A 23,336-nucleotide genomic window follows, 5' to 3' on the forward strand; every position below is an offset into this window, starting at 1 on the left:
TTCACTGCAAGGACGCTTCGCTCAAGTGGCAAGGAAAAGACAGTGAAAAATAGTGAATGACAGTGTGACACAGTAAAACACAGTTCGCTGCGCTTAACACAGTGAATGACAGTGAGAGCGAAAGTTCAGGACACCCACCAATTTGTTTGCTGTGAAATACATGGGTGTCCTGTTTTTTTGGGTGTCCTGTTTTTTGCTTGCAGTGAAAGACAGTGTGACACAGTGAATTACAGTTCGCTGCGCTTAACACAGTGAATGACAGGGAGAGTGAAAGTTCAGGACACCCACCAATTTGTTTGCTGTGAAATACATGGGTGTCCTGTAACTCTTCTCCCGTAACTCGTTTTTAGGTTTTCTTGCAACTTGAAACGAAGTGATCTTGCTACTTGGAGCGCAGCGATCTTGCTACTTGTTTTCCTGTCTTTTCCTGTCCCACACTGTGTTTGACTGTCCTATACTTTCTTTAACTGTATTTTACCTCCCGCGCGGGGTAAACTAACGGCTCCCACTGGTTTGGGCGTTATTTTGTTCTTTGGTCATGGAAATTGACCGTGATTATCATTGCCAGTCGCACATTGGTTGAAAAGGAATTCACTCTTTATGCGTTTTACCCCGACATTAAAACTCAGCCAACGCTTAGTGGCTTTCGTTACTGTTATTGTTGTCAGTGCCATGTTTATTCTCTTCCTCGGCGGGACCTTGTCGTTTCAGCGTTTGGGACAAGAGTACATGACCCATTATCTGCAGCGCATCGTCAATGTGGTTGACCAAGAAATGCAAGACGCGCAAGACGCCGATGCCATGAAACAGTGGCTGCCAAAGCTATTGCAGGCCAGTAACGTGGTAGAGATGGAAATCTCATCGCCGGCGGCGGTGGTGTATCAGTTTAAAAGCACCTTACCGCAATACATTGAGTCTCAGCGCCTCTATCACCACGAGTTTGCTTTGCCCCACAACAGCAATTACACCATTTCATTACACGCCATTCCGCCTTACGTGGGATATAGCTATTCGTTTGGCGCGATGTGGTCGATCACTTTTGCGGTGGTGCTGGTGATTTTTTGCTTGCTCAAAGGGGTGAAATGGCTACGAGAACAATTGCTTGGCTCTGAATTACTCGAAGAGCGCGGGCGTATGATCCTCGCTGGCCGAGTCGAAGAAAACGCCAAAGGCGATGAGCGCGAGTGGCCCTTTACCGCGTCTGATGCCTTAACCCGTTTGATCGAAGAGCTGCAAGATGCCCGTCAAGAGCGCAGCCGTTTTGATACCTTTATTCGCACGCAAACCTTTTTAGACCGCTTAACCGGCAGCGCCAATCGCATCTTATTCGACAGTAAACTCGAATCGGCGTTGCAAGAGAGCAACAGCTTTGGTTCGGTGATTCAGGTGCGAGTGCAAGAGTGGAAAACCGTTCAAGAGCAACACAGCGAACAAGAGGCAGATCAGTTTTTGATAGACCTAGGCCGTTTGTTGTCAAAGCAAGTTCAGCGTTATCCGGAGGCGGTGTTTTCGCGTTACTTCACCGCCGATTTTGCCATTATGATCCCGCACCTCACCGATAAAGAAGTCAGCGCAGTGTGCCAGCAAATGATCAAAAAGTTGGATCAAGTGACTCCGCTCGACGCCTTGGAAAGCGATAATTGGGTTCATATTGGCGTGACCCATTATCGCGAGGGCGAGCGACAAAATTTGATCATGGATGAGGTCGACATGGCGCTAAAAAGTGCTGAGTTGCAAGGGCATAACGGGTGGAGTCGTTATCAAAAGTGGGCGGAAGACACGCCGACCCGAGGCTCTGTGCGCTGGCGTACACTGCTGGATCAGGCGATGCAAACCGATAAGATTTACCTGTTTAAGCAAAGCGCTTATTTGTGCCAAAGCGGGGGCGGCCGCGAATTGATTCACCAGGAAGTGACCTGTCGCATTTACGATCCCGACCATGGCATCGTCAAGGCCTCGCGCTATTTGACCGCCCTTAAGCAAATTGGTTATGAGACGGTGATGGACAAGGCGGTGCTCAATCAAATGTTAAACCTGCTTAAGCAAGACAAGCTCGCCGAGGTCGATTACTCGCTTAACTTACACGTGTTGCCGTTTCGCGATCCCGCTTACCAACGCTGGTTCCGCGATTTGATGCTGCAAGTGCCAAGTCGTCTGCGCCAGCGTTTGAGCTTTGAGTTTATTGAAGCCAATTTTGTTCGCTACCTCGATACGATGCGACCGGTGGCGCGTTTGATTCGCGGATTGGGCTGCGAGCTGTTAATTGGCCAAGCGGGGCGCACGATTGTCAGCAGTCACTACATCAAAGAGCTCGATGTTCAGTTTATTAAACTGCATCGCAACTTGGTCAAAAACATTGATGAACGTCCTGAAAACCAATTGTTTGTCCGCAGTATGATTGGCTCGGTGACCAACAGCCAAACGCAGGTGATTGCCGTGGGCGTCGAGCGTCGTCAAGAGTGGCAGACGTTGCAAGAGTTGGGGGTGGATGGTGGTCAGGGGCGTTACTTTGATCAAGAATCCCCCTTGTGGCCAGAGCAACTGCCGCGTTTGACGCACAAAACCAGTAAGCCGAAAACCCAAGTGAAACTCGGTCGCCGCAATCGCTGGAAAAAAGCATAACCCCTGGCAATGGCTGCTGCTTGTCGTGCTTGCCTGGGCTATGCATAAAAGCGGCTTCGCGCGACGTTTATTGGCTTGGTCAGGCAAAAAAGTGACCTTTCGCGTTGGCTTGGTTAAAAGTTTGCAATAATTTGCGGCTTTGCGTCCATGTTTCGCCCCCAATGCCTTGCCGTAGTTGCAAGGCATTGGTACATTTAGAACAATTTTTATCTTCTATTCTTGTAGGAAAAGCGAAGAGTATGTTTAAGAAACTTCGTGGTATGTTTTCTAACGATCTGTCGATCGATTTGGGGACCGCTAACACTCTCATTTACGTAAAAGGACAAGGCATTGTTCTTGACGAGCCTTCTGTTGTTGCTATTCGCCAAGACCGCGCTGGTTCTGCGAAAAGCGTTGCTGCCGTCGGTCATGCAGCGAAACAAATGTTAGGCCGTACGCCGGGGAATATTTCGGCGATTCGCCCGATGAAAGACGGCGTTATTGCCGACTTTTATGTCACAGAAAAAATGTTGCAACACTTTATCAAGCAAGTGCACGACAACAGCATCTTAAAACCGAGCCCACGAGTGTTGGTGTGTGTGCCTTGTGGTTCAACGCAGGTAGAACGCCGTGCGATCCGCGAATCGGCACTCGGTGCCGGCGCGCGTGAAGTGTACTTGATCGACGAGCCGATGGCGGCGGCGATCGGTGCGGGCTTGCGCGTTTCTGAGCCAACCGGTTCGATGGTGGTCGATATCGGCGGCGGAACCACGGAAGTGGCGGTGATCTCACTAAACGGTGTGGTTTACTCGTCTTCTGTGCGCATTGGTGGCGACCGTTTTGACGAAGCGATCATCAATTATGTGCGTCGTAACTACGGCAGCTTGATCGGGGAAGCGACGGCAGAAAAAATCAAACACGAAATCGGCTCGGCTTACCCAGGCGATGAAGTCCAAGAGATCGAAGTACGCGGTCGCAACCTAGCAGAAGGGGTGCCACGTAGCTTTAGCCTTAACTCCAACGAAATCCTTGAAGCGCTGCAAGAGCCGTTGTCGGGGATTGTCTCTGCCGTGATGGTTGCTTTAGAGCAATGCCCACCAGAGTTGGCGTCTGATATCTCTGAAAACGGCATGGTACTTACCGGCGGTGGTGCGTTGCTGAAATCTTTGGATCGCCTATTGACAGAAGAAACTGGTATTCCGGTTGTAATTGCCGAAGACCCACTCACTTGTGTGGCTCGTGGCGGGGGTAAAGCATTAGAAATGATCGACATGCACGGTGGCGATCTCTTTACCGAAGAATAATGGCGTAGGCTAGGCACTGGCTTGGCACACCTTCGTTGTCTGTTGTTGGCCGTGGCCAGCGCAAGCAGAAGTTTGGGATAAGCTCTTAGTAATGAGAGCTTATCTCGTTCTTGCGATGGGGTGACCAAGGGCGTTACTAGCCCAGAATATCCAAGGTTTTTTATTACAATGAAGCCAATTTTTGGTCGAGGCCCTTCTTTACCATTGCGACTGTTTTTGGCTACGGTAGTCTCAGCAGGGCTGATGTTTGCCGACAGTCGGCTCGATACATTTTCCCATTTCCGCTATTTACTCAATAGCGTCGTCGCTCCGATCCAATACGCTGCCGATATGCCAAGAAGCATGTTCGACGGTTTGTATCAGCACCTCAATGCCCGTGAATCTCTGATCGCAGAAAACCAACAGTTAAAACGCGAATTATTGCATCAGCAAAGTGACGTCAGTTTGCTGGCTCAATACCGCGAAGAAAACCAAAGATTGAGAAAGTTGCTCGGCTCGTCATTTGTCCGCGATGAGAAAAAAGTCGTAACCGAGGTAATGGCGGTGGATACGTCGCCATACCGCCATCAGGTTGTGATTGACAAAGGCCGTATTGATGGCGTCTACGAAGGCCAGCCCGTGATCAACGAAAAGGGCATTGTCGGGCAAGTGACGTTTGTCGCGGCCCACAACAGCCGTGTGTTGTTGCTCACCGATGCCAAAGGAGCGATCCCGGTGCAGATCATTCGCAATGACATTCGCGTTGTGGCATCGGGCAATGGCAGCATTGACGAAATGGATGTGCCCAATATTCCTACCAGTACCGATGTCCAGGTCGGCGATCAGCTGGTTAGTTCTGGCTTGGCGGGGGTCTTTCCCGAGGGCTATCCGGTGGCAACGGTCACCTTAGTGAATCACAATACCCATCGCGAATTCGCCGAAATCAAAGCCGAGCCCGTCGTGCAATTTGATCGTTTGCGTTATCTGTTGTTGGTTTGGCCTAACGACGATCGACAACACGTCCTGCGCAGTCAAGTTCAAGATGATGCTGCGTTAGGGCAAGGCGATGTGAGTATCGATTCCGAACCGCAAGCCTCGACTGATGGGGTTGAGCCTAGCTCCCAATCCGCGAACCAAACGGTAACTAGCGATGACAACAAGGAATAAACAATGAAAAGTCGTATCGTGATTGGGTTGAGTTTTTTTGTTGCTTTGGTTTTACAAACCATTCCTTGGCCTGGGACATTGGATTTACTGCGCCCATCCTGGCTGTTCTTGGTGTTGACCTATTGGGTGTTGGCGGTGCCTCATCGCGTCAATGTCGGCAGTGCACTGATTTTAGGCTTAATATGGGATCTACTGATTGGTTCGACGCTAGGGATACGTGGTATGATGATGTCCATTGTTATCTATCTGGTTGCGTTGAACTTTTTGGTTATTCGCAACATGGCTTTGTGGCAACAGGCGCTGCTCATCGCCTTCTTTACCGCCATGCTCAAGTTGTTGGTGTTTGCCGGTGAGTATCTGATCCAAGATGTGGTGTTTAATCCGTTGTCTTTGTGGAGCGCGCTGATCAATGCGATACTTTGGCCTTGGTTGTTCTTGTTGATGCGCCGAATTAGACGCATTTGGCACGTGCGCTAGGCGGGCGGGTTGTATTGCTCTGGTGGCCTTGTCACCGGGGCAGGTAACGCTTAGGTAGAGCACCTGGAGTCTATGGTCAATTGAGGAAAACGTAAAGTATGGCAACACCGCGCCAGAGCACAGAAGCACCGACGCTGGTTTTGGCGTCAAGTTCGCCAAGGCGTCAGCAGATGCTGAGCCAGTTGGGGTATCAATTTGAGGTGTGCGCACCAGACATTGAAGAGCGCCGATGCCAAGGTGAGTCACCACAAGCGTATGTATTGAGACTCGCACAGCAAAAAGCGCAGGCGGGGCAACAGCAATACCACGCCTTGTACGCGCAGCAAAGCGAGAGCGATAACCACGCCCATAACGGAGTTGATGCCGTGGTGTTGGGCTCGGATACCTTGATTGCCCTTGGCGATCAGGTATTTGAAAAACCACGCGATTTAGAACACAGTTATCAGATTCTCAAGCAATTGTCTGGTACCGTACACCAAGTGCTCACCGCAGTGAGTGTGGTTCAAGGCCAGCAGCACCACAATGTGTTGGTCACCACCAAGGTCTGGTTTAAGTCTTTGTCTCGTCAAGAAATAGAACAATATTGGCAAAGCGGCGAGCCCTGTGACAAGGCGGGAAGTTACGCCATTCAAGGTTTAGGTGGCCGGTTTGTCACCCACCTTGAAGGCAGTTATCACGCTGTGGTGGGGTTACCCCTTTACGAAACGGACCAGCTCTTGCACCGATTTTTATCAAAATAAGCCCCATCACGAGTGACGAAGCCTGGACAGAATCAAACGGGGTTTGCCAATGTCGATGATGGGCTAAACGCTTTAAGGAAGGCACATGAGTGCGGAGTTGTTAATCAATGTCACCCCGAGTGAGACTCGGGTCGCCATGGTCGAAAATGGCATACTGCAAGAAGTGCATGTCGAACGCGAAGCCAAACGCGGCATTGTCGGCAATATTTACAAAGGCCGTGTCAGTCGTGTCTTACCGGGCATGCAAGCGGCGTTTATCGATATAGGTCTCGACAAAGCGGCATTTCTCCACGCTTCTGATATTGTCCCACACACTGAATGTGTCGCGGAAAGTGAAAAGAAGCAATTTCAGGTGCGCGACATCGCTCACTTGGTTCACCCTGGCCAAGATTTGGTGGTGCAAGTGGTCAAAGATCCCTTGGGCACCAAAGGGGCGCGTCTCACCACCGACATCACCTTGCCATCGCGTTATTTGGTCTTTATGCCAGGCGCCAGTCACGTTGGTGTGTCACAGCGCATCGAGAGTGACAAAGAGCGGCTGCGATTAAAAAAAGTGGTCGGTGAATATTGCGATGAACACGGCGGCTTTATCATTCGCACCGCGGCAGAAGGCGCGAAAGACAAAGAGCTGTCTCAAGATGCCGCGTTTTTAAAGCGCTTGTGGCACAAGGTCGTTGAGCGCCGTGCCAAGTATAAAACCCGTTCCACCTTGTACGGCGAACTCGGTTTGGCACAGCGTATTTTGCGTGATTTTGTCGGTACTGAGCTGACCAAAATTTTGGTTGATTCGCGCCTCGAGTACGACAACTTATGTGAATTTACTCGTGAGTATGTCCCCGAGCTCACCGACAAGCTCGAGTTGTACAAAGGCGATAAGCCCATTTTTGATATGTACGACACCGAGAACGAAATTCAACGCTCCCTCGAACGAAAAGTCGAACTCAAATCTGGCGGTTATTTGATCATCGATCAAACTGAGGCCATGACCACGGTCGACATCAACACCGGGGCGTTTGTTGGCCGCCGCAATCTCGAAGAAACCATCTTTAATACCAACATTGAAGCGACGCAAGCCATTGCTCGTCAGTTGCGACTGCGCAACCTTGGCGGCATCATTATCATCGACTTTATTGATATGATGTCTTCTGATCATCGTCAGCGAGTGTTGGCCTCATTGGAAAATGCACTCAGCAAAGACCGGGTGAAAACCAATATCAACGGCTTTACGCAACTCGGCTTGGTCGAGATGACGCGCAAGCGCACACGAGAAAGTATTGAACATGTGCTGTGTTCTACTTGTCCAACGTGTGAAGGACGTGGCAGTGTCAAAACGGTTGAAAGCGTGTGTTACGAAATTTTACGCGAGATCAACCGAGTCAATCGCGCTTATGACGCCGATTGCTTTTTGGTGTATGCCTCGGCCGCGGTGGTTGACGCCCTCAAAGGCGATGAATCTCACGCGTTGGCCGAACTGGAAGTGTTCATCGGCAAGCAGGTGAAAGTTCAGGCTGAGCCTTTGTATGTGCAAGAGCAATTTGACGTAGTGATGATGTAGGAGCGCTTGAGCTTGAAGACCTTGGCGAGAATGGGCTTGTGGGCCTTGGCCGTGATGTTGTTGGTGATGGCCATGGCCGCCACCGTGTTGCGCGTGAGTTTGCCGCAACTCAATCAGGTAAAGCCCGAGATCTTAGCCTGGGTCAAGACACAAACTGGCATCGACATGCAGTTTGAACAAGTGTCTGGGACGTGGCGCAATCTCGAGCCTTCACTGCGTTTGGACGGTGTGCGCATTGAGCGCGTGCCGATTGACGCCTTGCCAAACAGTCAGGCGCGCGATATTGCCATTGGGCAATTGTATGTGCAGTTTGATTTACTCGATTCTTTGTTGCAAAGAAAGTTAGTACTGACTCACTTGGAAATTGAGCACTTGGCGGCCGATCTCAGTGACGTCCACTGGCAGCAGCACCATCGCGGGCAAGCTTCGTCAACCCCTTCATCGCCCGAACACAACACGTCTTTTTCTGCTTTGGAGCACTGGTTACTCAGGCAACTGGAACAGGTTAGCATTCGCGATGCCAACGTGGTGTATGTGGCCCGCTCTGGCGATCCTCAACGCTTGGAGCTTGAGCAGCTAAACTGGTTCAATGATGGCGATCAGCACCGTCTCGATGGGCAAGTGTTACTGCCTCGGCCGTGGCGACCTTATCGCCATGCCTCAAGCGATGAAGCGCGCTCACGCCCACACCAGAAAGGCTCACCAAGGTTAACGGCGGCAGAAGATGACCACGGCAGTCGAACATCAAACGGCCATGATGAGGGCGCTTCCAAAGACAGTGAACACTCACAACATCTCGATAACGCGACTCAAGACCTCGATAAAGCCACTCAACAGCAGGCCCTTGGCTCGGCCAGCGCACGCCGGTATGCTCGTTTAGAGCCCACTGGGGAGGACGATCAACGTCCACGTGGGCCACGGCGTTTGCAATTGCAGGGGCAGTTTCGCGACTTTGGCTCGATACAAGACATCAGTGGTGACTTTTACCTCAATGCACCCGGCTTAGATCTCAAACCTTGGCTGAGTGAACAAAACCTGCTCGACACCGGTATTGAGCACGCCAGTATTGGTCTGCAGGCGTGGCTGAGTGTGGCGCGCGGTGAGCCAACCGATGGGTATTTGCGTTGGTTGCCTTCGCGCTTGGCTTGGCAGGTGAAAGGGGAGTCACAGCGCCACCAACTGCGGTTGCGCTCTGGTGAAGCGAGGTTAGTGCCTCAGGGGCAAGGGTGGCAGCTTAGCACCTCTCAGGTGAAACTGTTTACCGATGACGTTGAATGGCCCGATTTTCACCTTGATGTACAGTGGCGTCCTGGCCAAGTCACCGCCAATCTGTCGCAATTGTCGCTGGAAACCTTAACCCCTTTAGTCCCGCTGTTTAGCGACGGCGACACCGCGCGAGAGGCGTTTTCACAATGGCAATTACAAGGGGCAATCGAAGACGTTCGCGTCGCTTACGATACCCGCGATCAGGGGGTGCGCTATTCCGCTCAGTTTGCCGATGTGTCGATGCAGCAGTGGTCACTGTTGCCAGAAGTACACAAACTCAGTGGCGATATTCGCGGCAACCGCGAGCAGTGGGTGCTCAACAGTCGCCTGCGCGATGACACCTTGCCCTATGGTTCGGTGTTTAAAGCTCCGCTGGTGATCAATGAAGCGCAAGTGCAATTGGTGTGGCAGCAATTGAAGAACGGTTGGCGTTTGTGGTCTGACGATATTGATGTCACCACCCCAGACTTGCAGCTCAATGGTCAGTTTCGCGTCGATGTATTGAATAACCAAGCGCCGTTTTTGTCTTTGTATGCGCAAACGAAAATCAATGATGCTGGCCAAACCTGGCGCTATTTGCCCGAACCGGCTCTTGGCAGTGAACTGAGTGATTACTTATCTGACGCAATTCAAGCGGGGCAAAGTGAACGGGCGAAAGTGCTCTGGTACGGCGAGCTGGATCAATTCCCTTATCAGCAACATCAAGGGGTCTTTCAGGCTTGGGTGCCGCTGACGCAAGCGCGTTATCAGTTCAGTCCGGATTGGCCGAGCATGGATGACATGCAACTCGATTTGCTGTTTCACAACCAAGCGATGTACTTTGACTCTCACCACGCCAAACTCGGCGACGTCACCGCGTCGCGGGTGATTGGGGAAATTCCGTCGTTTTCGGCCGACAGTGAGATCAAGGTTCAGGCGAGTGCGTTTGGCAAAGCCACCGCCATTCGCGACTACATGAATCAAACGCCACTGCAAAGCTCGGTTGGCGCCGCGTTGTCTACCGTACAGGTGCAAGGTCAAGTGGGGGCGGATTTTCAGCTGTCGATTCCCTTTTCCCAACACCGCGACCCACGCGCTTGGGGGGCGGTGCGCTTTAAGGACAACCCGGTGCGTTTAACCGCGCCAGAGATGGCCTTTTCTAACGTCTCTGGCGAGCTGAATTTTGACAACGACAAACTGTTTGCATCCGGCATGTCGGCTCAGTGGCTCGGTCAGCCTTTGTCGTTTGATCTGCAAGCAAAAGAGCAAGCCTCTGGCTATCATTTGACGATCAATACCGTCGCCGATTGGGATATTCCCAAGCTCAAGCGCCGTCTCAATGCCGATTGGTTGGCGCCTTTGTCGGGTTTCTTGCCGTGGCAGTTGGGGTTGACGCTCAACTTAACCTCAGAGGGGTTTGACTTCAACGCGAAGGCCGGAGCGCCGGTGTTGGGGCTCAAAAGTGATTACCCAGCGCCACTGACGTTTGACTCAGGTAAGGCCGGTTATGCCAAGGTCACGGCAACGGGGGATCAAGATGGGCTCACACTGTCGGCGCGCTTACCTAAGCTCAATGGCCAGTGGCTCGATTACGATGGTTACATTGCCTTTGAGAAGGATTACGCCGCCATTACCCGCAGCCGTTTGCACTTAGGGCCACGCTCGACCGATGAACGCGCGTCATCCCAAGTGAGTTTAACGCCCGGTAAAAAGCAGATTGTTATCGAAACCGATCAGCTCGATGGCGATGGTTGGGTCGACTTTTTTGCCTCGTTAGGCGAGTCAACCCCGAGCGAGCAAGTCCCATCGTCTGCGCCGGCCAATCAAGATGTTGAGCTCAACACCTTGCGCCAAGCGGCAACTTCGATAGCGCAAGTCAAATCGCAAGCGCGTCAGGAGGGCTTTCAGTTTGGCGAGCCCAACGAACTTGTCGCCAAGGTCAATACGCTTAAATTAGGTGATATTAATTGGCACCAGGTTGCGCTAAGCGCTGAGCAAAAACAAGGTCGTTGGCAGGCCAAACTCGACAGCAAAGAGGCCGAGGGTGAGGTCAGTTATCTGGCCCCCGACCAATTGGCCATCGATTTGTCGCGTTTTCATTTGTACATTCCCGGGTTTGAGCAAACTCTTGAGCAAGATCGCCACGAGCCTATCCTCAATCAACACGACTCGTCGGCTCAAGTATCGGCTCTGGAGCGCACGGTTTACCAGATGATGCCCAATTTGAGCCTCAACATTGATGACTTTTGGTTACAAGGCTACAAAGTCGGCAAGCTCAGCGCTCAGGTTGAACGGCGCGAGGACGGTTTGAGTTGGCCGGAGTTTAAAGTGCAAAGTGGCAGTAATGTGCTCTCGCTACAAGGGGATTGGCAGTTGAGCGGTGAGCAGAGCCACACCCAGATGACGATGCGCTTTAAAGGCAAAAACAACAGTGAGTTAATGCAGCGTTTTGGCATCAGTTCGGGCATACAAAAAGCGCCGTTTGAGGTGAACTCCGAGCTTGTTTGGCAAGGGTCTCCTTGGGCGATCCCGGTGGCGAGCTTAAATGGTAAGGTCAAGCTCAAACTTGGCAAAGGCGTGGTGTCGGATGTGAGCGGCGCGGCGCGGTTATTGGGCCTGTTTAGCTTAGATTCGATTATTCGCAAGATGCAGCTCGATTTCTCTGATGTGTTTGACAACGGCATGGCCTTTGATTCGATCACCGGCAGCGGTGAAATCAGCAAGGGCGTCTTTTTGACCAATGACATTAAGATGGATGCCTTGGCGGGCGACATGACGCTCAAGGGCTTAGCGGATTTGGATAAGCGCACCGTGGATGCGCAAGTGGCGTTTGTTCCAGACATTACCTCGGGCATTCCGGTGTTGACGGCGTTTGCGGTGTCGCCACCGACCGCCTTGTATGTGTTTGCGGTCTCGACGGTGCTCTCGCCGGTGGTGGAAGTCTTTACCAAGGTGAACTATGAGATCAGCGGGCCGATGAGCGATCCTAAAGTGAAGGAAATCTCGCGCAGTAAAGGGGAGTATACCTTGCCCAAGGCATTATCGAGCGACGAGTAGAGGCGAACCGTGCATCACAAAGCGCTCCCTGTTCACAAATGAGCGCTTTTGTTTCACTTTTGTGGCCTTAATCTATCTGCCAGTGGCCCACTTGCTGTTAGGATGAGTATAAAACAATGAGAAACACTTTTTTGCCAGTGGGTTTTTTTGCTTATTTTTCTAACGTTCAGGTTTGACTCTAACGATAAGGATAATGCCGATGAGCCGTATAGCCGTGATTCAAATGACGTCGAGTCGCGACGTCGAAGCCAACCTTGAGTTTGTCCGCCAGCAGTGTCGCCAAGCTTGTCAGTCCGGGGCGCAGTTGGCCTTGACACCGGAAAATGCGTTATTATTTGGCAACAAACACGATTACCATCGCATTGCCGAACCGCTCGGCGATGGCCCTCTTCAACAAGCCCTGTCTATCATTGCCAAAGAGTGTCAGCTGACCTTAGTACTGGGCAGTATGCCGATCCGAACCGAACAAGGCGTAACCTCGACCTCGATCGCTTGGGGACCTGACGGCGAGTATTTGGCTCATTACGACAAACTGCACATGTTTGATGTCGATGTCGCCGATGGTCATCAACACTATCGCGAGTCGGATACCTTTGTCGCAGGGCAAGAGGTGGTCAGTTTTGATAGCGCCATTGCCCATACCGGCATGTCGATTTGCTATGACGTCCGTTTTCCGGCGTTATTTCAAACCCTGCGCCAACGCAGCGCCGAGGTGATATTACTGCCGGCTGCGTTTACCGCGGTTACCGGCCGGGCGCATTGGGAGATCTTAGTGCGCGCCAGAGCGATTGAAACGCAATCTTGGGTGATCGCGGCGGCGCAAACCGGCCATCATTCCAGTGGTCGAGATACGTGGGGGCATTCAATGGTGGTTGACCCTTGGGGTAGTGTCACGGCACAATTGGCACAATCACCGGGTTTATTGTTGGCCGATGTCGATTTGTCGGTCGGCCAATCGATTCGCAAGTCCATGCCGTTGAGTCAGCATGGTCGCTTTGAACATCAACTGGTCAAGTCGCCGCTCGCGAAAGAGCAGTAGAGACTCTTGATAGGCGCGCTGCCTGTTGGCGTGCTTTCTTTCATTCGGTCGGCGTACTGACAGCAGCTCCGCAATTTGAGATTGGGGCTGGTAACCAAAAGAGCAAACTATGAGTATTCAACAAGTCGAAGAGGCATTACTGACCGCCAATGGTCTTTCTGAGCAAGATGTGGCGGATACCCTCGCAAGTATTGCGACGCGTGATATTGACTACGCCGACATTTATTTTCAGTCGAGCTGGCATGAGTCTTTGGTGCTTGAAGACAGCATTATCAAAGATGGCTCCTTTAATATTGATACCGGGGTCGGTGTTCGTGCCGTCACCGGTGAAAAAACCGGTTTCGCCTATTCCGATCAACTGCATCACCAAGGCTTAAAGCAAAGTGCGATAGCGGCAAGAGGCATTGCTAACCAAGGTCAAAGCGCCAAGGTTCAGGCTTTTGCTCGTCGTGATAACCAAGTGTTTTACGCCGCTGATAACCCGCTATCAAGCTGGGACAAAGCGCAAAAGAGCGATCTGTTGAAATCTCTTGATGCGTACATTCGCACCAAAGAGCCTCTGATCAAAGAGGTGTCGATCAGCTTAAGTGGCGTACACGAGCAAATGCTGGTGGCGGCAACCGATGGCACTTACGCTGCTGATGTGCGCCCTTTGGTGCGTTTGTCGATTTCGGTATTGGCGCAAAAAGGCGATCGCCGCGAGCGTGGCAGTGCTGGCGGTGGCGGCCGTTATGGCTATCACGCTTTTTTACAAGACAACGACGGCGCGGCCTTGGCGTATTACTTTGCCGATGAGGCGATCCGCATGGCGCTGGTCAACTTAGAAGCGCAAGCCGCCCCGGCAGGAACCATGCCGGTGGTATTGGGAGCGGGTTGGCCTGGCGTATTGTTACACGAAGCGGTGGGCCACGGCTTAGAAGGCGATTTTAACCGCAAAGATTCTTCGGTTTTCTCCGGTAAAATTGGCGATAAGGTGACCTCTTCGGTGTGTACCATTGTCGATGATGGCACCATGACCGGCCGTCGCGGCTCGCTCAACGTCGATGATGAAGGGGTAAATGGACAATACAACACCCTGATTGAGAACGGTATTTTAAAAGGTTATATGCAAGATAAGCTCAACGCTCGCTTAATGGGCGTCGCGCCGACCGGCAATGGTCGCCGTGAGTCTTATGCGCATTTACCCATGCCGCGCATGACCAACACCTACATGTTGCCCGGTGAGCACACGCCAGAAGCGATCATCTCGACGGTGGAAAAAGGCTTGTACGCCCCCAATTTCGGCGGTGGCCAAGTGGACATTACCTCGGGCAAATTTGTGTTCTCAGCGTCAGAAGCGTATCTGATTGAAAATGGTAAGATCACCCGCCCAGTTAAAGGCGCGACCTTAATTGGCTCGGGGATTGAAGCCATGCAGCAAATCTCGATGGTCGGCAACGATCTCGATATCGACCGCGGTGTCGGTGTGTGCGGTAAAGCCGGGCAAAGCGTGCCAGTGGGAGTGGGTCAGCCGACCTTAAAACTCGACGCGTTGACCGTCGGCGGCACCGAATAATCGACCGTGATTCAACACGTATAACAAAAGTTCAATACGTATAAGAAAAGAGGGGAGCCCAAATGGCTTCTCTTTTTTTTGCCTTTTTAAGGCGTTCGGTCTGTCTGCGCTCTCATTGACCAGATTGGTATGACAGAAACCCGCTGACCTGAAGAACCGGGGAGGCGCGGTCAGCGGGGTGGGGTTATCAATATCTGGGGTTATCGATATTGGTATTAGAGGTTTTCTTCGGCAAATTCTGCCAGGCGACTTCTCACCACGCCATTGAGGTGGATATTGGCGCTGCCTTCAAAGTTTTTAAATCGCTCAACCATGTAAGTTAAGCCTGAGGTTACCGGGGTTAAGTAGTGCGAATCTATCTGGGCTAAGTTGCCCGAACAGATGATCTTGGTCCCTTCACCACAACGGGTGAGGATGGTTTTGATTTGTGAAGCGGTTAAGTTTTGGCACTCGTCAAGCAAGACGATGGCGTTTTGAATCGAGCGGCCGCGCATAAAGTTGATCGATTTAAATTGGATATTGGCTTTGTCACAGATGTATTTCATCGAGCCTTCGGTGCAGTGATCGTTTTTGTGTAGGGCTTCTAACGTATCGGTGACGGCGGCGAGCCAAGGCAGCATTTTTTCTTCCTCGGTACCGGGCAAAAAGCCAATTGATTCACCGATGTCGGGGGTATTGCGAGTGACGATAATTTTGTCAAAGCGCTTTTGCTCTATGGTTTGCTCTAGCGCAGCGGCGAGGGCGAGGAGCGTTTTACCACTACCAGCTGCTCCGGTTAAAATCGTGAGGTCTATCTCTGGGTCGAGCAGGGCATCGAGAGCCATGGCTTGGTAGACGTTTTTCGGGGTGATGCCCCACGCTTGACGATGCATCATGCGTTCGCGGCTGAGATCGCGAATGGTGATCTTGTCGTCGATGATTTGCTCTACGCGACCGGCAAAGTCACTGTCTTCATCGATGATGTATTGGTTGATGTAAGTCGGTTCAAAGGTTTTGCGATCGAGGGTGTGGAAGGTCTTACCGGCCAACGCATAACTGTTGACGTCATCGACGTGATCCCAAAAAGCCCCTTCGCGTTTTTGAAAACCTTTGGTGAGGTATTGGATGTCGTCGATCAGCTGGTCGGTGCGATAATCTTCGACGTAACGCACGCCTGCGCCTTTGGCACGCAAACGCATATTAATGTCTTTGGTGACCAGTACCACATCGCGCGGCGCGCGCTTGGTCTGTAAGTGTAAAACGCCGTTGAGGATGCGGTTGTCACCCGCTTTGTCGGCAAAAGCTTTGACGGTTTCTTGCAGTTCAAAATCGGCCAAGATGGCGATGGTGCCTTGGGTCGGCTTGTTGCGGTTAACGGGAATGCCGCCGGCGATTTCATCGGGGGTGGCATCGCGAAAGAGATCTTCAAGTGCGCGAATGGCCACTCGTGCGTCGCGTGCGACGTCGCGCTTGCTGTCTTTGATTCTATCTAGCTCTTCTAACACAGTCATCGGGATGATGACGTCGTGCTCTTGAAATGAGTAGATGGCTAAAGGTTCGTGTAACAGGATATTTGTATCGAGAACAAACAGTTTCCGGTCAGTATCGCCCATGAGCGTCTCCTTATATAGCACAATCCTAGATTGAGCATCCATTTCAATGGCAACGTTCACCGAGTCATTGTCGCTACCGGTGCACGTTGCACTTCCTTTATTCAGCCGTCTGGCTGTGGTAGCAAAGACCCAATAATTGGGGACAGTTCATAGACCTCCTAGTCAAAGTATAGGCTATCGCTGTTGTTATACCAATGCCACGAGTCTCTTACTGTTTTATGACAAAGGCCAAGCTTCAAAAAAATAATTCACAACCTGACTCAGAGGCGTGACCTTGCTCACAGCATCAAGTAAACTTGCCGCTTTACCAAGGTGAGGTCGGCCTCACAGACCTAAAATGAGCAGTGAATGGCGCTTGTTCTCCCTGTGTGGAGTGAAGCGAATCGCCATTCACTGACACTGTCATTCCCCATTTAATTGACGAGGTAGCCCGTTCATGACATTTGCTGTCGGACAACGCTGGATAAGTGATACTGAAAGTGATTTAGGCCTAGGCACGGTAGTGGCGCTTGATGAGCGCACTGTGACCTTGATGTTTAGTGCATCAGAAGAAAACCGAGTTTATGCCCGTCACGACGCCCCTGTCACCCGTGTGATGTTTAACATTGGTGATACGATCGAAAGCCAGGAAGGCTGGACATTAACCGTCACGCAAGTACGCGAAGCCGATGGGGTCTTTACCTATGAAGGGGAACGCGAAGATACACAAGAAACTGTGGCATTGCGTGAAATCATGTTGAGCCATCACATTCGCTTGAATAAACCACAGGACAAATTGTTCGCTGGTCAAGTCGATCGGATGGACAACTTTGTTTTGCGTTATCGCGCACTGAACAATCAATATCAGCAACACCAAAGCCCAATGCGCGGGTTGTGCGGTATGCGTGCAGGTTTGATCCCTCACCAGTTGTACATCGCACACGAAGTTGGCCGCCGCCACGCGCCCCGCGTGTTATTGGCCGATGAAGTGGGGTTGGGTAAAACCATTGAAGCGGGCATGATCATTCATCAGCAAATTTTGCTCGGCCGTGCCGAACGCGTGCTGATCGTCGTGCCTGAAACCCTGCAGCATCAGTGGCTGGTTGAAATGATGCGCCGCTTTAATTTGCACTTTTCTATTTTTGATGAAGAGCGCTGTGTCGAAGCCTTTGCCGAAGCCGATAACCCCTTTGAAACCCAACAGTTTGTGCTTTGTTCTTTGGACTTTTTGCGCAAGAGCCGCAAGCGTTTTGAGCAGGCCGTTGAAGGCAACTGGGACCTCTTGGTGGTCGATGAAGCGCACCACCTTGAGTGGACGCCAGAAAAGCCGAGCCGCCAGTACCAAGTGATTGAAGCGATTGCCGAAGCGACGCCAGGGGTGCTGTTGCTCACGGCAACACCTGAGCAACTTGGCCGAGAGAGTCACTTTGCGCGTTTGCGTTTGCTCGACCCGGATCGTTTTTACGACTTTGAGGCGTTTGTCGAAGAAGAGCAGCACTACCAACCGGTGGCGGAGTCGATTGCTGGGCTATTTTCTGGCCGAGCCATCGATGCCGATGGCAAAGCCAAGATTGAATCGCTCTTGGGCGAGCAAGCGGACGTGTTGTTTGCCGAGTTAGAAAGCGACGATGAAGCGCGACAAAATGCGGCGCGCCAGAGCTTAATCGATAACTTGATGGATCGCCACGGCACCGGCCGAGTGCTGTTTAGGAACACCCGCGCTGGCATTCAGGGCTTTCCTGAACGCCGTGTGCATTTATTGCCGATGCCCATTCCGAGCCAGTACACGACGGCGATGCGGGTAGCGGGCATGCTGGGTGGCAAAATGACGCCTGAAGCGCGCGCATTAAAAAATCTCTACCCAGAAGAGTTGTTCCAAGAGTTTGAAGGCGATGAGTCGAGCTGGTGGCAATTTGATACTCGAGTCAACTGGTTACTAGAAAAGATTCTCGCCAAGCGCAATGAAAAAATCTTGGTGATCGCCTCACGTGCCAGCACGGCGTTGCAACTTGAGCAGGCGCTGCGCGAGCGTGAAGGGGTGAGAGCCACGGTCTTTCACGAAGGCATGTCGATTCTTGAGCGCGATAAAGCCTCGGCTTACTTTGCCCAAGAGGAAGGCGGCGCTCAGGTATTGATCTGCAGCGAAATTGGCTCAGAAGGTCGCAATTTCCAATTTGCCAACCAATTGGTGATGTTTGATTTGCCCTTTAACCCGGATTTGCTCGAGCAGCGTATTGGCCGCTTAGATCGCATTGGTCAGCAGCGCGATATCGACATTCACGTCCCTTATTTAGAGGGCACGGCGCAGCAAGTGTTGGTTGAGTGGTATCACCACGGCCTCAATGCCTTTGCTCAAACGTGTCCAACGGGGCGTTTGGTGTACGATCAATTCCGCGAACCACTCGTCGCGATGCTGGCGTCTGGGGATCACAGTGAACTGGCGGATATTATTGCTAAGTCGAACGAGATCAATCAAGAGCTCAAGCAAGCGATGGAGCAAGGGCGCGATCGCCTGCTAGAGATGCACTCTAACGGCGGTGATAAAGCCACGCAGATTGTCGATCAAATTGCTGTCGGCGATGGCGATACCAATTTGGTCAGCTTCGCATTGAGCCTGTTTGACACCATTGGCCTAAACCAAGACGACAAAGGCGAAAATGCCATTGTGGTAACGCCGGCCGAGCACATGCTGGTGCCAAGCTACCCCGGCCTGCCTTATGAAGGGGCCACGGTGACCTTCGATCGCGATACGGCCTTGTCTCGTGAAGACATGCACTTTTTGAGCTGGGAACACCCGATGATCCAAGGTGGGATCGACTTATTGCTCAGTGAAGGCGTAGGGACATCGGCGGTATCGCTACTGAAAAACAAGGCGTTGCCCGTAGGGACCTTACTGCTCGAGTTGGTGTATACGGTGCAAACCCAAGCGCCAAAACGCTTAGGGCTGAGCCGTTTCTTGCCCACCACGCCAGTGCGAATGATGATGGACGCCAAGGGCAATGATTTATCGGCGCAGGTTGAGTTTGAAAGCTTTAACCGCCAACTGAGCCCGGTTGGCCGTCACATTGCCAATAAATTGGTGAGCTCGGTGCAAACCCAAGTGCATCACCTCATTGAGCAAAGTGAAGGCTTGATGGCAGGCCCAGTTGCCGACATCAAAGCTCAGGCGATGAGCAAAATGACCGATCAATTGGGTGCGGAGCTTGAGCGATTACAAGCGTTAAAAGCCGTGAACCCGAATATTCGCGAGGATGAGCTTACTCTGATCGCCGAGCAAATTTCTGAGTCGACACGCTTTATAGAGTCGGCCGATTATCAGCTTGATTCGTTGCGCTTGATTGTCGTTTCTCACAATTAATCGCCTACAGAGCGCTGCGCTATAGCGATAAAAAACCGCCAACGGTTAAGCCGTTGGCGGTTTTTTTTCGTTTGGTTTTTTTATTGGAGTGGTATTACATCAACCACTTCCACCAAATGAATAAGGCTAAGAAACCAAACAAGTAAATCAAACCGGCGATCGACAGCATTTTCATCTTCGGTCCCATGACCAACTCTTCAGGCAGTGGGGTACGGGTCACCAAGATGTAGTTGAGCAAAGCAAAGACTGGGGTGGTCATAAAGGCCAAAATCATGGCAAAGTTGAGCATAGGCAGTAACGCTGATGCCCAGAAGGTCAAAATCGCCAAGGCCACCGCAGAGACGATCAGCATCCACATGAAGCTGGTGCTTTGTGATTGACTGTCTTTGCGCATGATGAGGCGTTGTGATTCGGCAATCACGCGCGAGTAACCATCAATAACGGTAATGGTGCTGCCAAAGATACAGAAGAAAGCGACCACAGAAATCAGAGGACGTGCCCACTCACCGATGGTCGATGAGTACATGCTGACCAATTGTTGAGAGAAACCAACGCCGGATTTAGACAATTCAACCCCAGACCCATTGAGCACCAAAGCGCCTAATGACAAAAAGACAATCGCCAAAATCGCGGTGGTGACGTAACCGATATTAAAGTCAAATAGGGCTGAACGCGGGGTGACGCGCTGCTGTTTACACTGACTTTTTAGCCATACGGATGTCAAACTGGACACCTCGATAGGCGCCGGCATCCAACCCATGGTGACGACGATAAAGCCAATGGCGGCCAAGGTCCACGGCGATGGATTTTCTACCACAACCGCAGTGGCGGCGTGTTGGTTAAAGGCGATCGCGGCAGCAATAATGGTACAAATCGACAGGGACACCATGATGAGTTTCGACAAGCTGTCGAGGGCTTTGTAGTGGCCGGCGAACAGGATGGTCAAACAAACGCCAATGATACCGATACTCAAGGTGACAGTGGAGACATCAAAAGGGATGAAAAAGCGCAATAAGCTCACACTGAACAGCACTAAGGCTGCGGTATTGACCACCGCGGAAATCGTGGTAAGTACGGCAAACACAATGAGGTACACTCGGCCGAGTTTGGCATAGCCTTGAACAAGAGTGTCTCGTGTGCCGATGGTGTATTGTACCCCAGCGCGAAAGAAGGGATATTTAAATAGGTTGACCAATAAGATCAAGCCTGCCAATTGCCAGCCGTAAATGGCGCCAGCTTTGGTTGATGCTACTAAGTGAGATCCACCGACAGAAGCCGCCGCCATCATGATCCCTGGCCCCAATGAGCGAAGCAAGGTTTTGAAGGTGTCTGGCTTGTCGGAGGAATACGCGGCCGTATTTTCCATACTCGTTCCTGTTATGTTGTGCTTTTGATCTTTGGCAAGCCGTGCGGGTTAAAAGGCAATCACCGTTGTCATCAGGAATAGGGTCGAGTCCCGCCACTTTGTTGGCATCAAAGCTGGGGTAGGTTAACAACCAAACTGGGTATCCATACTACCGATATTTCATGATGTGCGCGAAGATTGCGTGCCGATTGTCGCACGGCGGGGATTGACATGGCCTATTTTGACCATTTATTACTTGTCAAGCACGACATAATGATGACATCTGACTAAGCTGTCAATTAGAATGGACACAATAAGCAAGAGCTTTTGACTTTTGAAAACTTCTTAGTGAAATATGCCAAAAAATGCCTAAAAAGCCATATTATTTCACTGTTACTAATTGAGGATATTTATGGCTATGCAATCTTATACGCCGCCGATGACCCCCGTTCGTATTGTGCTTGAAGACGAAGACATCGTGGTGGTGGATAAGCCGGCGGGGTTACTGTCGGTTCCTGGTCGCGCCGCAGAGCATTACGACAGTATGTGGAGCCGGATGGTTGAGTTGTACCCCGACGTGCAAGTGGTGCACCGGTTAGACATGGCGACGTCAGGGTTGATGCTCATGGCCAAACACAAACAAGCGGAGCGGGCGCTCAAAAAACAGTTTCAATATCGCTTGCCGCAAAAAGTCTATTACGCTCGAGTTTGGGGCCAATTGGCAGAGCCTGAGGGCATCGTCGATTTGCCGTTAATTTGCGACTGGCCCAACCGGCCGCGACAAAAAGTCTGCTCTGAGCAGGGCAAGCCATCGCAAACCCGTTATCAGCTTATGGTGCAAGAATCGCAAACGGCGGTGGTGAGATTGTTGCCCATTACCGGACGTTCACATCAACTTAGAGTGCACATGATGGCGCTTGGGCATCCGATTGTCGGTGATGAGTTTTATGCGCACGAAGACGCGTACGCCTTTTCTGAACGTTTGCAATTGCACGCGGCCGAGTTAACTTTTTATCACCCACGAAGTGAACACTTGAGCCAGGCATTTGTTGAGTGTGACTTTTTTCCTGATGCACAGGCCGTGTTAATGGAGCACACCACTCAACCGCGCCAGTTACCAGATTACAAACAGTTAGTGTCGAGTTAGAGAGCAGCGCCCTTTGTGGTGATCGAGCCCTCGAGTCGTTTTTTCTACCACAGCGCCATGTCGCCCCCTCATTTAGGGTTGGTTTAGCTGGGCATGGTTGCTGTTCAACAAGGAGAAGTTATGCCAGTCCCCAAGATAGTCTTTTTAGATCAAGACACCATTCCCGCCCATATTGCCTTACCCACTCTCAGTGTTGAGCATCAATGGCAGAGTTATCCGGCGACGTCAAGAGATCAAGTGGTGGAGCGTTTACAAGGGGCAAAGGTTGCTATCGTCAATAAAGTGGTCCTGGATGAAGCGCTACTGTCGCAATTGCCAGATTTAACCATGATCGCTGTGGCCGCGACGGGTTACAACAATGTCGACATTGCCGCCTGCCAAGCGATGGGGATTACCGTGTGCAACATTCGCGGTTATGCGACACGCTCGGTGCCTGAGCATGTCATAGCCATGTTGTTGGCGTTAAAGCGCAACCTCAAAGGTTACCATCAAGACATTGCCAAAGGCGTGTGGCAGCAGGGGGGGCATTTTTGTTTCTTTACTCACCCGATTCAAGACATGGCCGGCTCAACTCTGGGTATCATTGGCAGTGGTGAGCTCGGCCAAGCCACCGCCAACTTGGTTAAAGCGCTGGGCGTGAATGTGGTTTTTGCTGAGCGCAAGGGCGCGAAGCACTGTCGCCAGGGCTTTTTACCCTTTGAGCAAGTGTTGTCCATGGCCGATGCGATCAGCTTACACTGCCCTTTAAATGAGGACACCCATCATTTGATTGGCGAAGACGAACTCGCCTTGATGCCCAAGCACAGCATTTTGATCAACGCCGGTCGCGGCGGTTTAGTCGATGAGCATGCCTTAGTCTCTGCCCTGAAACAGCAGCACATCGCCGGGGCGGGCATGGACGTGTTTACTCAAGAGCCGGCACCGAGCGATCACGTGTTGCTTGCACACCAAGCTTTGCCCAATTTGTTGTTAACGCCACACGTGGCGTGGGGCAGCGATTCGGCCATTGCCAAGTTGACGGGGATTTTGTTCGATAACATCGACGCGTTTTTGTCCGGCACGCCACAAAATGTGGTGGTGTGAGGCGGGGTGAGAGAGTGTGACACAGTGTAAGACAGTCAAACACAGTGTAAGACAGTCAAACACAGTGTGAGACAGTGTAAGACAGTGTAAGACAGTCCGCTGCGCTTAACACA

At 51.6% G+C, this 23,336-nt stretch carries 14 protein-coding genes; 12 read left to right on the forward strand and 2 right to left on the reverse strand.

Translation table 11 applies throughout. The features are described 5' to 3' along the window. Positions 1-600: 600 nt before the first annotated feature. The 9 genes from csrD (at position 601) to tldD (ending at position 14,719) form a co-directional block, all read left to right on the forward strand. A complete protein-coding gene (gene csrD, locus AB0763_RS02635) occupies positions 601-2,622 on the forward strand; it encodes an RNase E specificity factor CsrD (RefSeq protein ID WP_306101003.1) in 2,022 nt (673 codons plus the stop codon). Between the two features lie 239 nt (positions 2,623-2,861). Beyond that, complete coding sequence (locus AB0763_RS02640) at positions 2,862-3,905, forward strand: rod shape-determining protein (RefSeq protein ID WP_306101004.1); 1,044 nt, start codon at positions 2,862-2,864, stop codon at positions 3,903-3,905. A gap of 168 nt (positions 3,906-4,073) precedes the next feature. Continuing rightward, complete coding sequence (gene mreC, locus AB0763_RS02645; RefSeq protein WP_306101005.1) at positions 4,074-5,051, forward strand: rod shape-determining protein MreC; 978 nt, start codon at positions 4,074-4,076, stop codon at positions 5,049-5,051. 3 nt (positions 5,052-5,054) lie between these two features. Beyond that, positions 5,055-5,528: a rod shape-determining protein MreD gene (gene mreD, locus AB0763_RS02650; RefSeq protein ID WP_306101006.1), complete on the forward strand. Its 474-nt coding sequence runs from the start codon at positions 5,055-5,057 to the stop codon at positions 5,526-5,528. Between the two features lie 98 nt (positions 5,529-5,626). Beyond that, positions 5,627-6,268 (forward strand): nucleoside triphosphate pyrophosphatase, encoded by a 642-nt coding sequence (locus AB0763_RS02655; RefSeq protein WP_306101007.1) that lies wholly within the window; start codon positions 5,627-5,629, stop codon positions 6,266-6,268. A gap of 85 nt (positions 6,269-6,353) precedes the next feature. Next, on the forward strand, positions 6,354-7,823 hold the full coding sequence (gene rng / locus AB0763_RS02660; protein WP_306101008.1) for a ribonuclease G: 1,470 nt from the start codon (positions 6,354-6,356) through the stop codon (positions 7,821-7,823). Positions 7,824-7,829: 6 nt separating this feature from the next. After that, positions 7,830-12,125, forward strand: a complete 4,296-nt coding sequence (locus AB0763_RS02665; RefSeq protein ID WP_306101009.1) for a YhdP family protein — start codon at positions 7,830-7,832, stop codon at positions 12,123-12,125. A 199-nt stretch (positions 12,126-12,324) separates the two neighbouring features. Next, positions 12,325-13,164, forward strand: a complete 840-nt coding sequence (locus AB0763_RS02670; protein WP_306101010.1) for a carbon-nitrogen hydrolase family protein — start codon at positions 12,325-12,327, stop codon at positions 13,162-13,164. Between the two features lie 109 nt (positions 13,165-13,273). Beyond that, a complete protein-coding gene (tldD, locus tag AB0763_RS02675; RefSeq protein WP_306101011.1) occupies positions 13,274-14,719 on the forward strand; it encodes a metalloprotease TldD in 1,446 nt (481 codons plus the stop codon). Between the two features lie 215 nt (positions 14,720-14,934). On the opposite strand, the gene AB0763_RS02680 is transcribed toward tldD, so the two are convergent. After that, on the reverse strand, positions 14,935-16,311 hold the full coding sequence (locus tag AB0763_RS02680) for a PhoH family protein (protein WP_306101012.1): 1,377 nt from the start codon (positions 16,309-16,311) through the stop codon (positions 14,935-14,937). Between the two features lie 436 nt (positions 16,312-16,747). Here AB0763_RS02680 and rapA point away from each other — a divergent pair, with 436 nt between their 5' ends. Beyond that, entirely contained in the window at positions 16,748-19,648 is a 2,901-nt protein-coding gene (gene rapA / locus AB0763_RS02685; RefSeq protein ID WP_306101013.1) for an RNA polymerase-associated protein RapA, read from the forward strand. A gap of 94 nt (positions 19,649-19,742) precedes the next feature. On the opposite strand, the gene AB0763_RS02690 is transcribed toward rapA, so the two are convergent. After that, positions 19,743-21,014: an NRAMP family divalent metal transporter gene (locus AB0763_RS02690; RefSeq protein WP_306101014.1), complete on the reverse strand. Its 1,272-nt coding sequence runs from the start codon at positions 21,012-21,014 to the stop codon at positions 19,743-19,745. Positions 21,015-21,405: 391 nt separating this feature from the next. Between AB0763_RS02690 and AB0763_RS02695 the strand changes: the two genes are divergently transcribed. Continuing rightward, positions 21,406-22,140: a pseudouridine synthase gene (locus tag AB0763_RS02695; protein WP_306101015.1), complete on the forward strand. Its 735-nt coding sequence runs from the start codon at positions 21,406-21,408 to the stop codon at positions 22,138-22,140. 120 nt (positions 22,141-22,260) lie between these two features. Next, positions 22,261-23,223: a D-2-hydroxyacid dehydrogenase gene (locus tag AB0763_RS02700; protein WP_306101016.1), complete on the forward strand. Its 963-nt coding sequence runs from the start codon at positions 22,261-22,263 to the stop codon at positions 23,221-23,223. The last annotated feature ends 113 nt before the right edge of the window (positions 23,224-23,336 follow it).

The organism is Vibrio sp. HB236076 (assembly GCF_040957575.1).
Lineage (GTDB): Bacteria > Pseudomonadota > Gammaproteobacteria > Enterobacterales > Vibrionaceae > Vibrio.

Excerpts from the sequence above, each read along its gene's own strand:
- rng (WP_306101008.1), top strand. The coding sequence starts at position 6,354 with ATGAGTGCGGAGTTGTTAATCAATGTCACCCCGAGTGAGACTCGGGTC.
- AB0763_RS02670 (WP_306101010.1), top strand. The coding sequence starts at position 12,325 with ATGAGCCGTATAGCCGTGATTCAAATGACGTCGAGTCGCGACGTCGAA.
- AB0763_RS02680 (WP_306101012.1), bottom strand. The coding sequence starts at position 16,311 with ATGGGCGATACTGACCGGAAACTGTTTGTTCTCGATACAAATATCCTG.
- AB0763_RS02690 (WP_306101014.1), bottom strand. The coding sequence starts at position 21,014 with ATGGAAAATACGGCCGCGTATTCCTCCGACAAGCCAGACACCTTCAAA.
- AB0763_RS02640 (WP_306101004.1), top strand. The coding sequence starts at position 2,862 with ATGTTTAAGAAACTTCGTGGTATGTTTTCTAACGATCTGTCGATCGAT.
- mreC (WP_306101005.1), top strand. The coding sequence starts at position 4,074 with ATGAAGCCAATTTTTGGTCGAGGCCCTTCTTTACCATTGCGACTGTTT.
- mreD (WP_306101006.1), top strand. The coding sequence starts at position 5,055 with ATGAAAAGTCGTATCGTGATTGGGTTGAGTTTTTTTGTTGCTTTGGTT.
- AB0763_RS02655 (WP_306101007.1), top strand. The coding sequence starts at position 5,627 with ATGGCAACACCGCGCCAGAGCACAGAAGCACCGACGCTGGTTTTGGCG.
- AB0763_RS02700 (WP_306101016.1), top strand. The coding sequence starts at position 22,261 with ATGCCAGTCCCCAAGATAGTCTTTTTAGATCAAGACACCATTCCCGCC.
- rapA (WP_306101013.1), top strand. The coding sequence starts at position 16,748 with ATGACATTTGCTGTCGGACAACGCTGGATAAGTGATACTGAAAGTGAT.
- AB0763_RS02695 (WP_306101015.1), top strand. The coding sequence starts at position 21,406 with ATGGCTATGCAATCTTATACGCCGCCGATGACCCCCGTTCGTATTGTG.
- csrD (WP_306101003.1), top strand. The coding sequence starts at position 601 with ATGCGTTTTACCCCGACATTAAAACTCAGCCAACGCTTAGTGGCTTTC.
- tldD (WP_306101011.1), top strand. The coding sequence starts at position 13,274 with ATGAGTATTCAACAAGTCGAAGAGGCATTACTGACCGCCAATGGTCTT.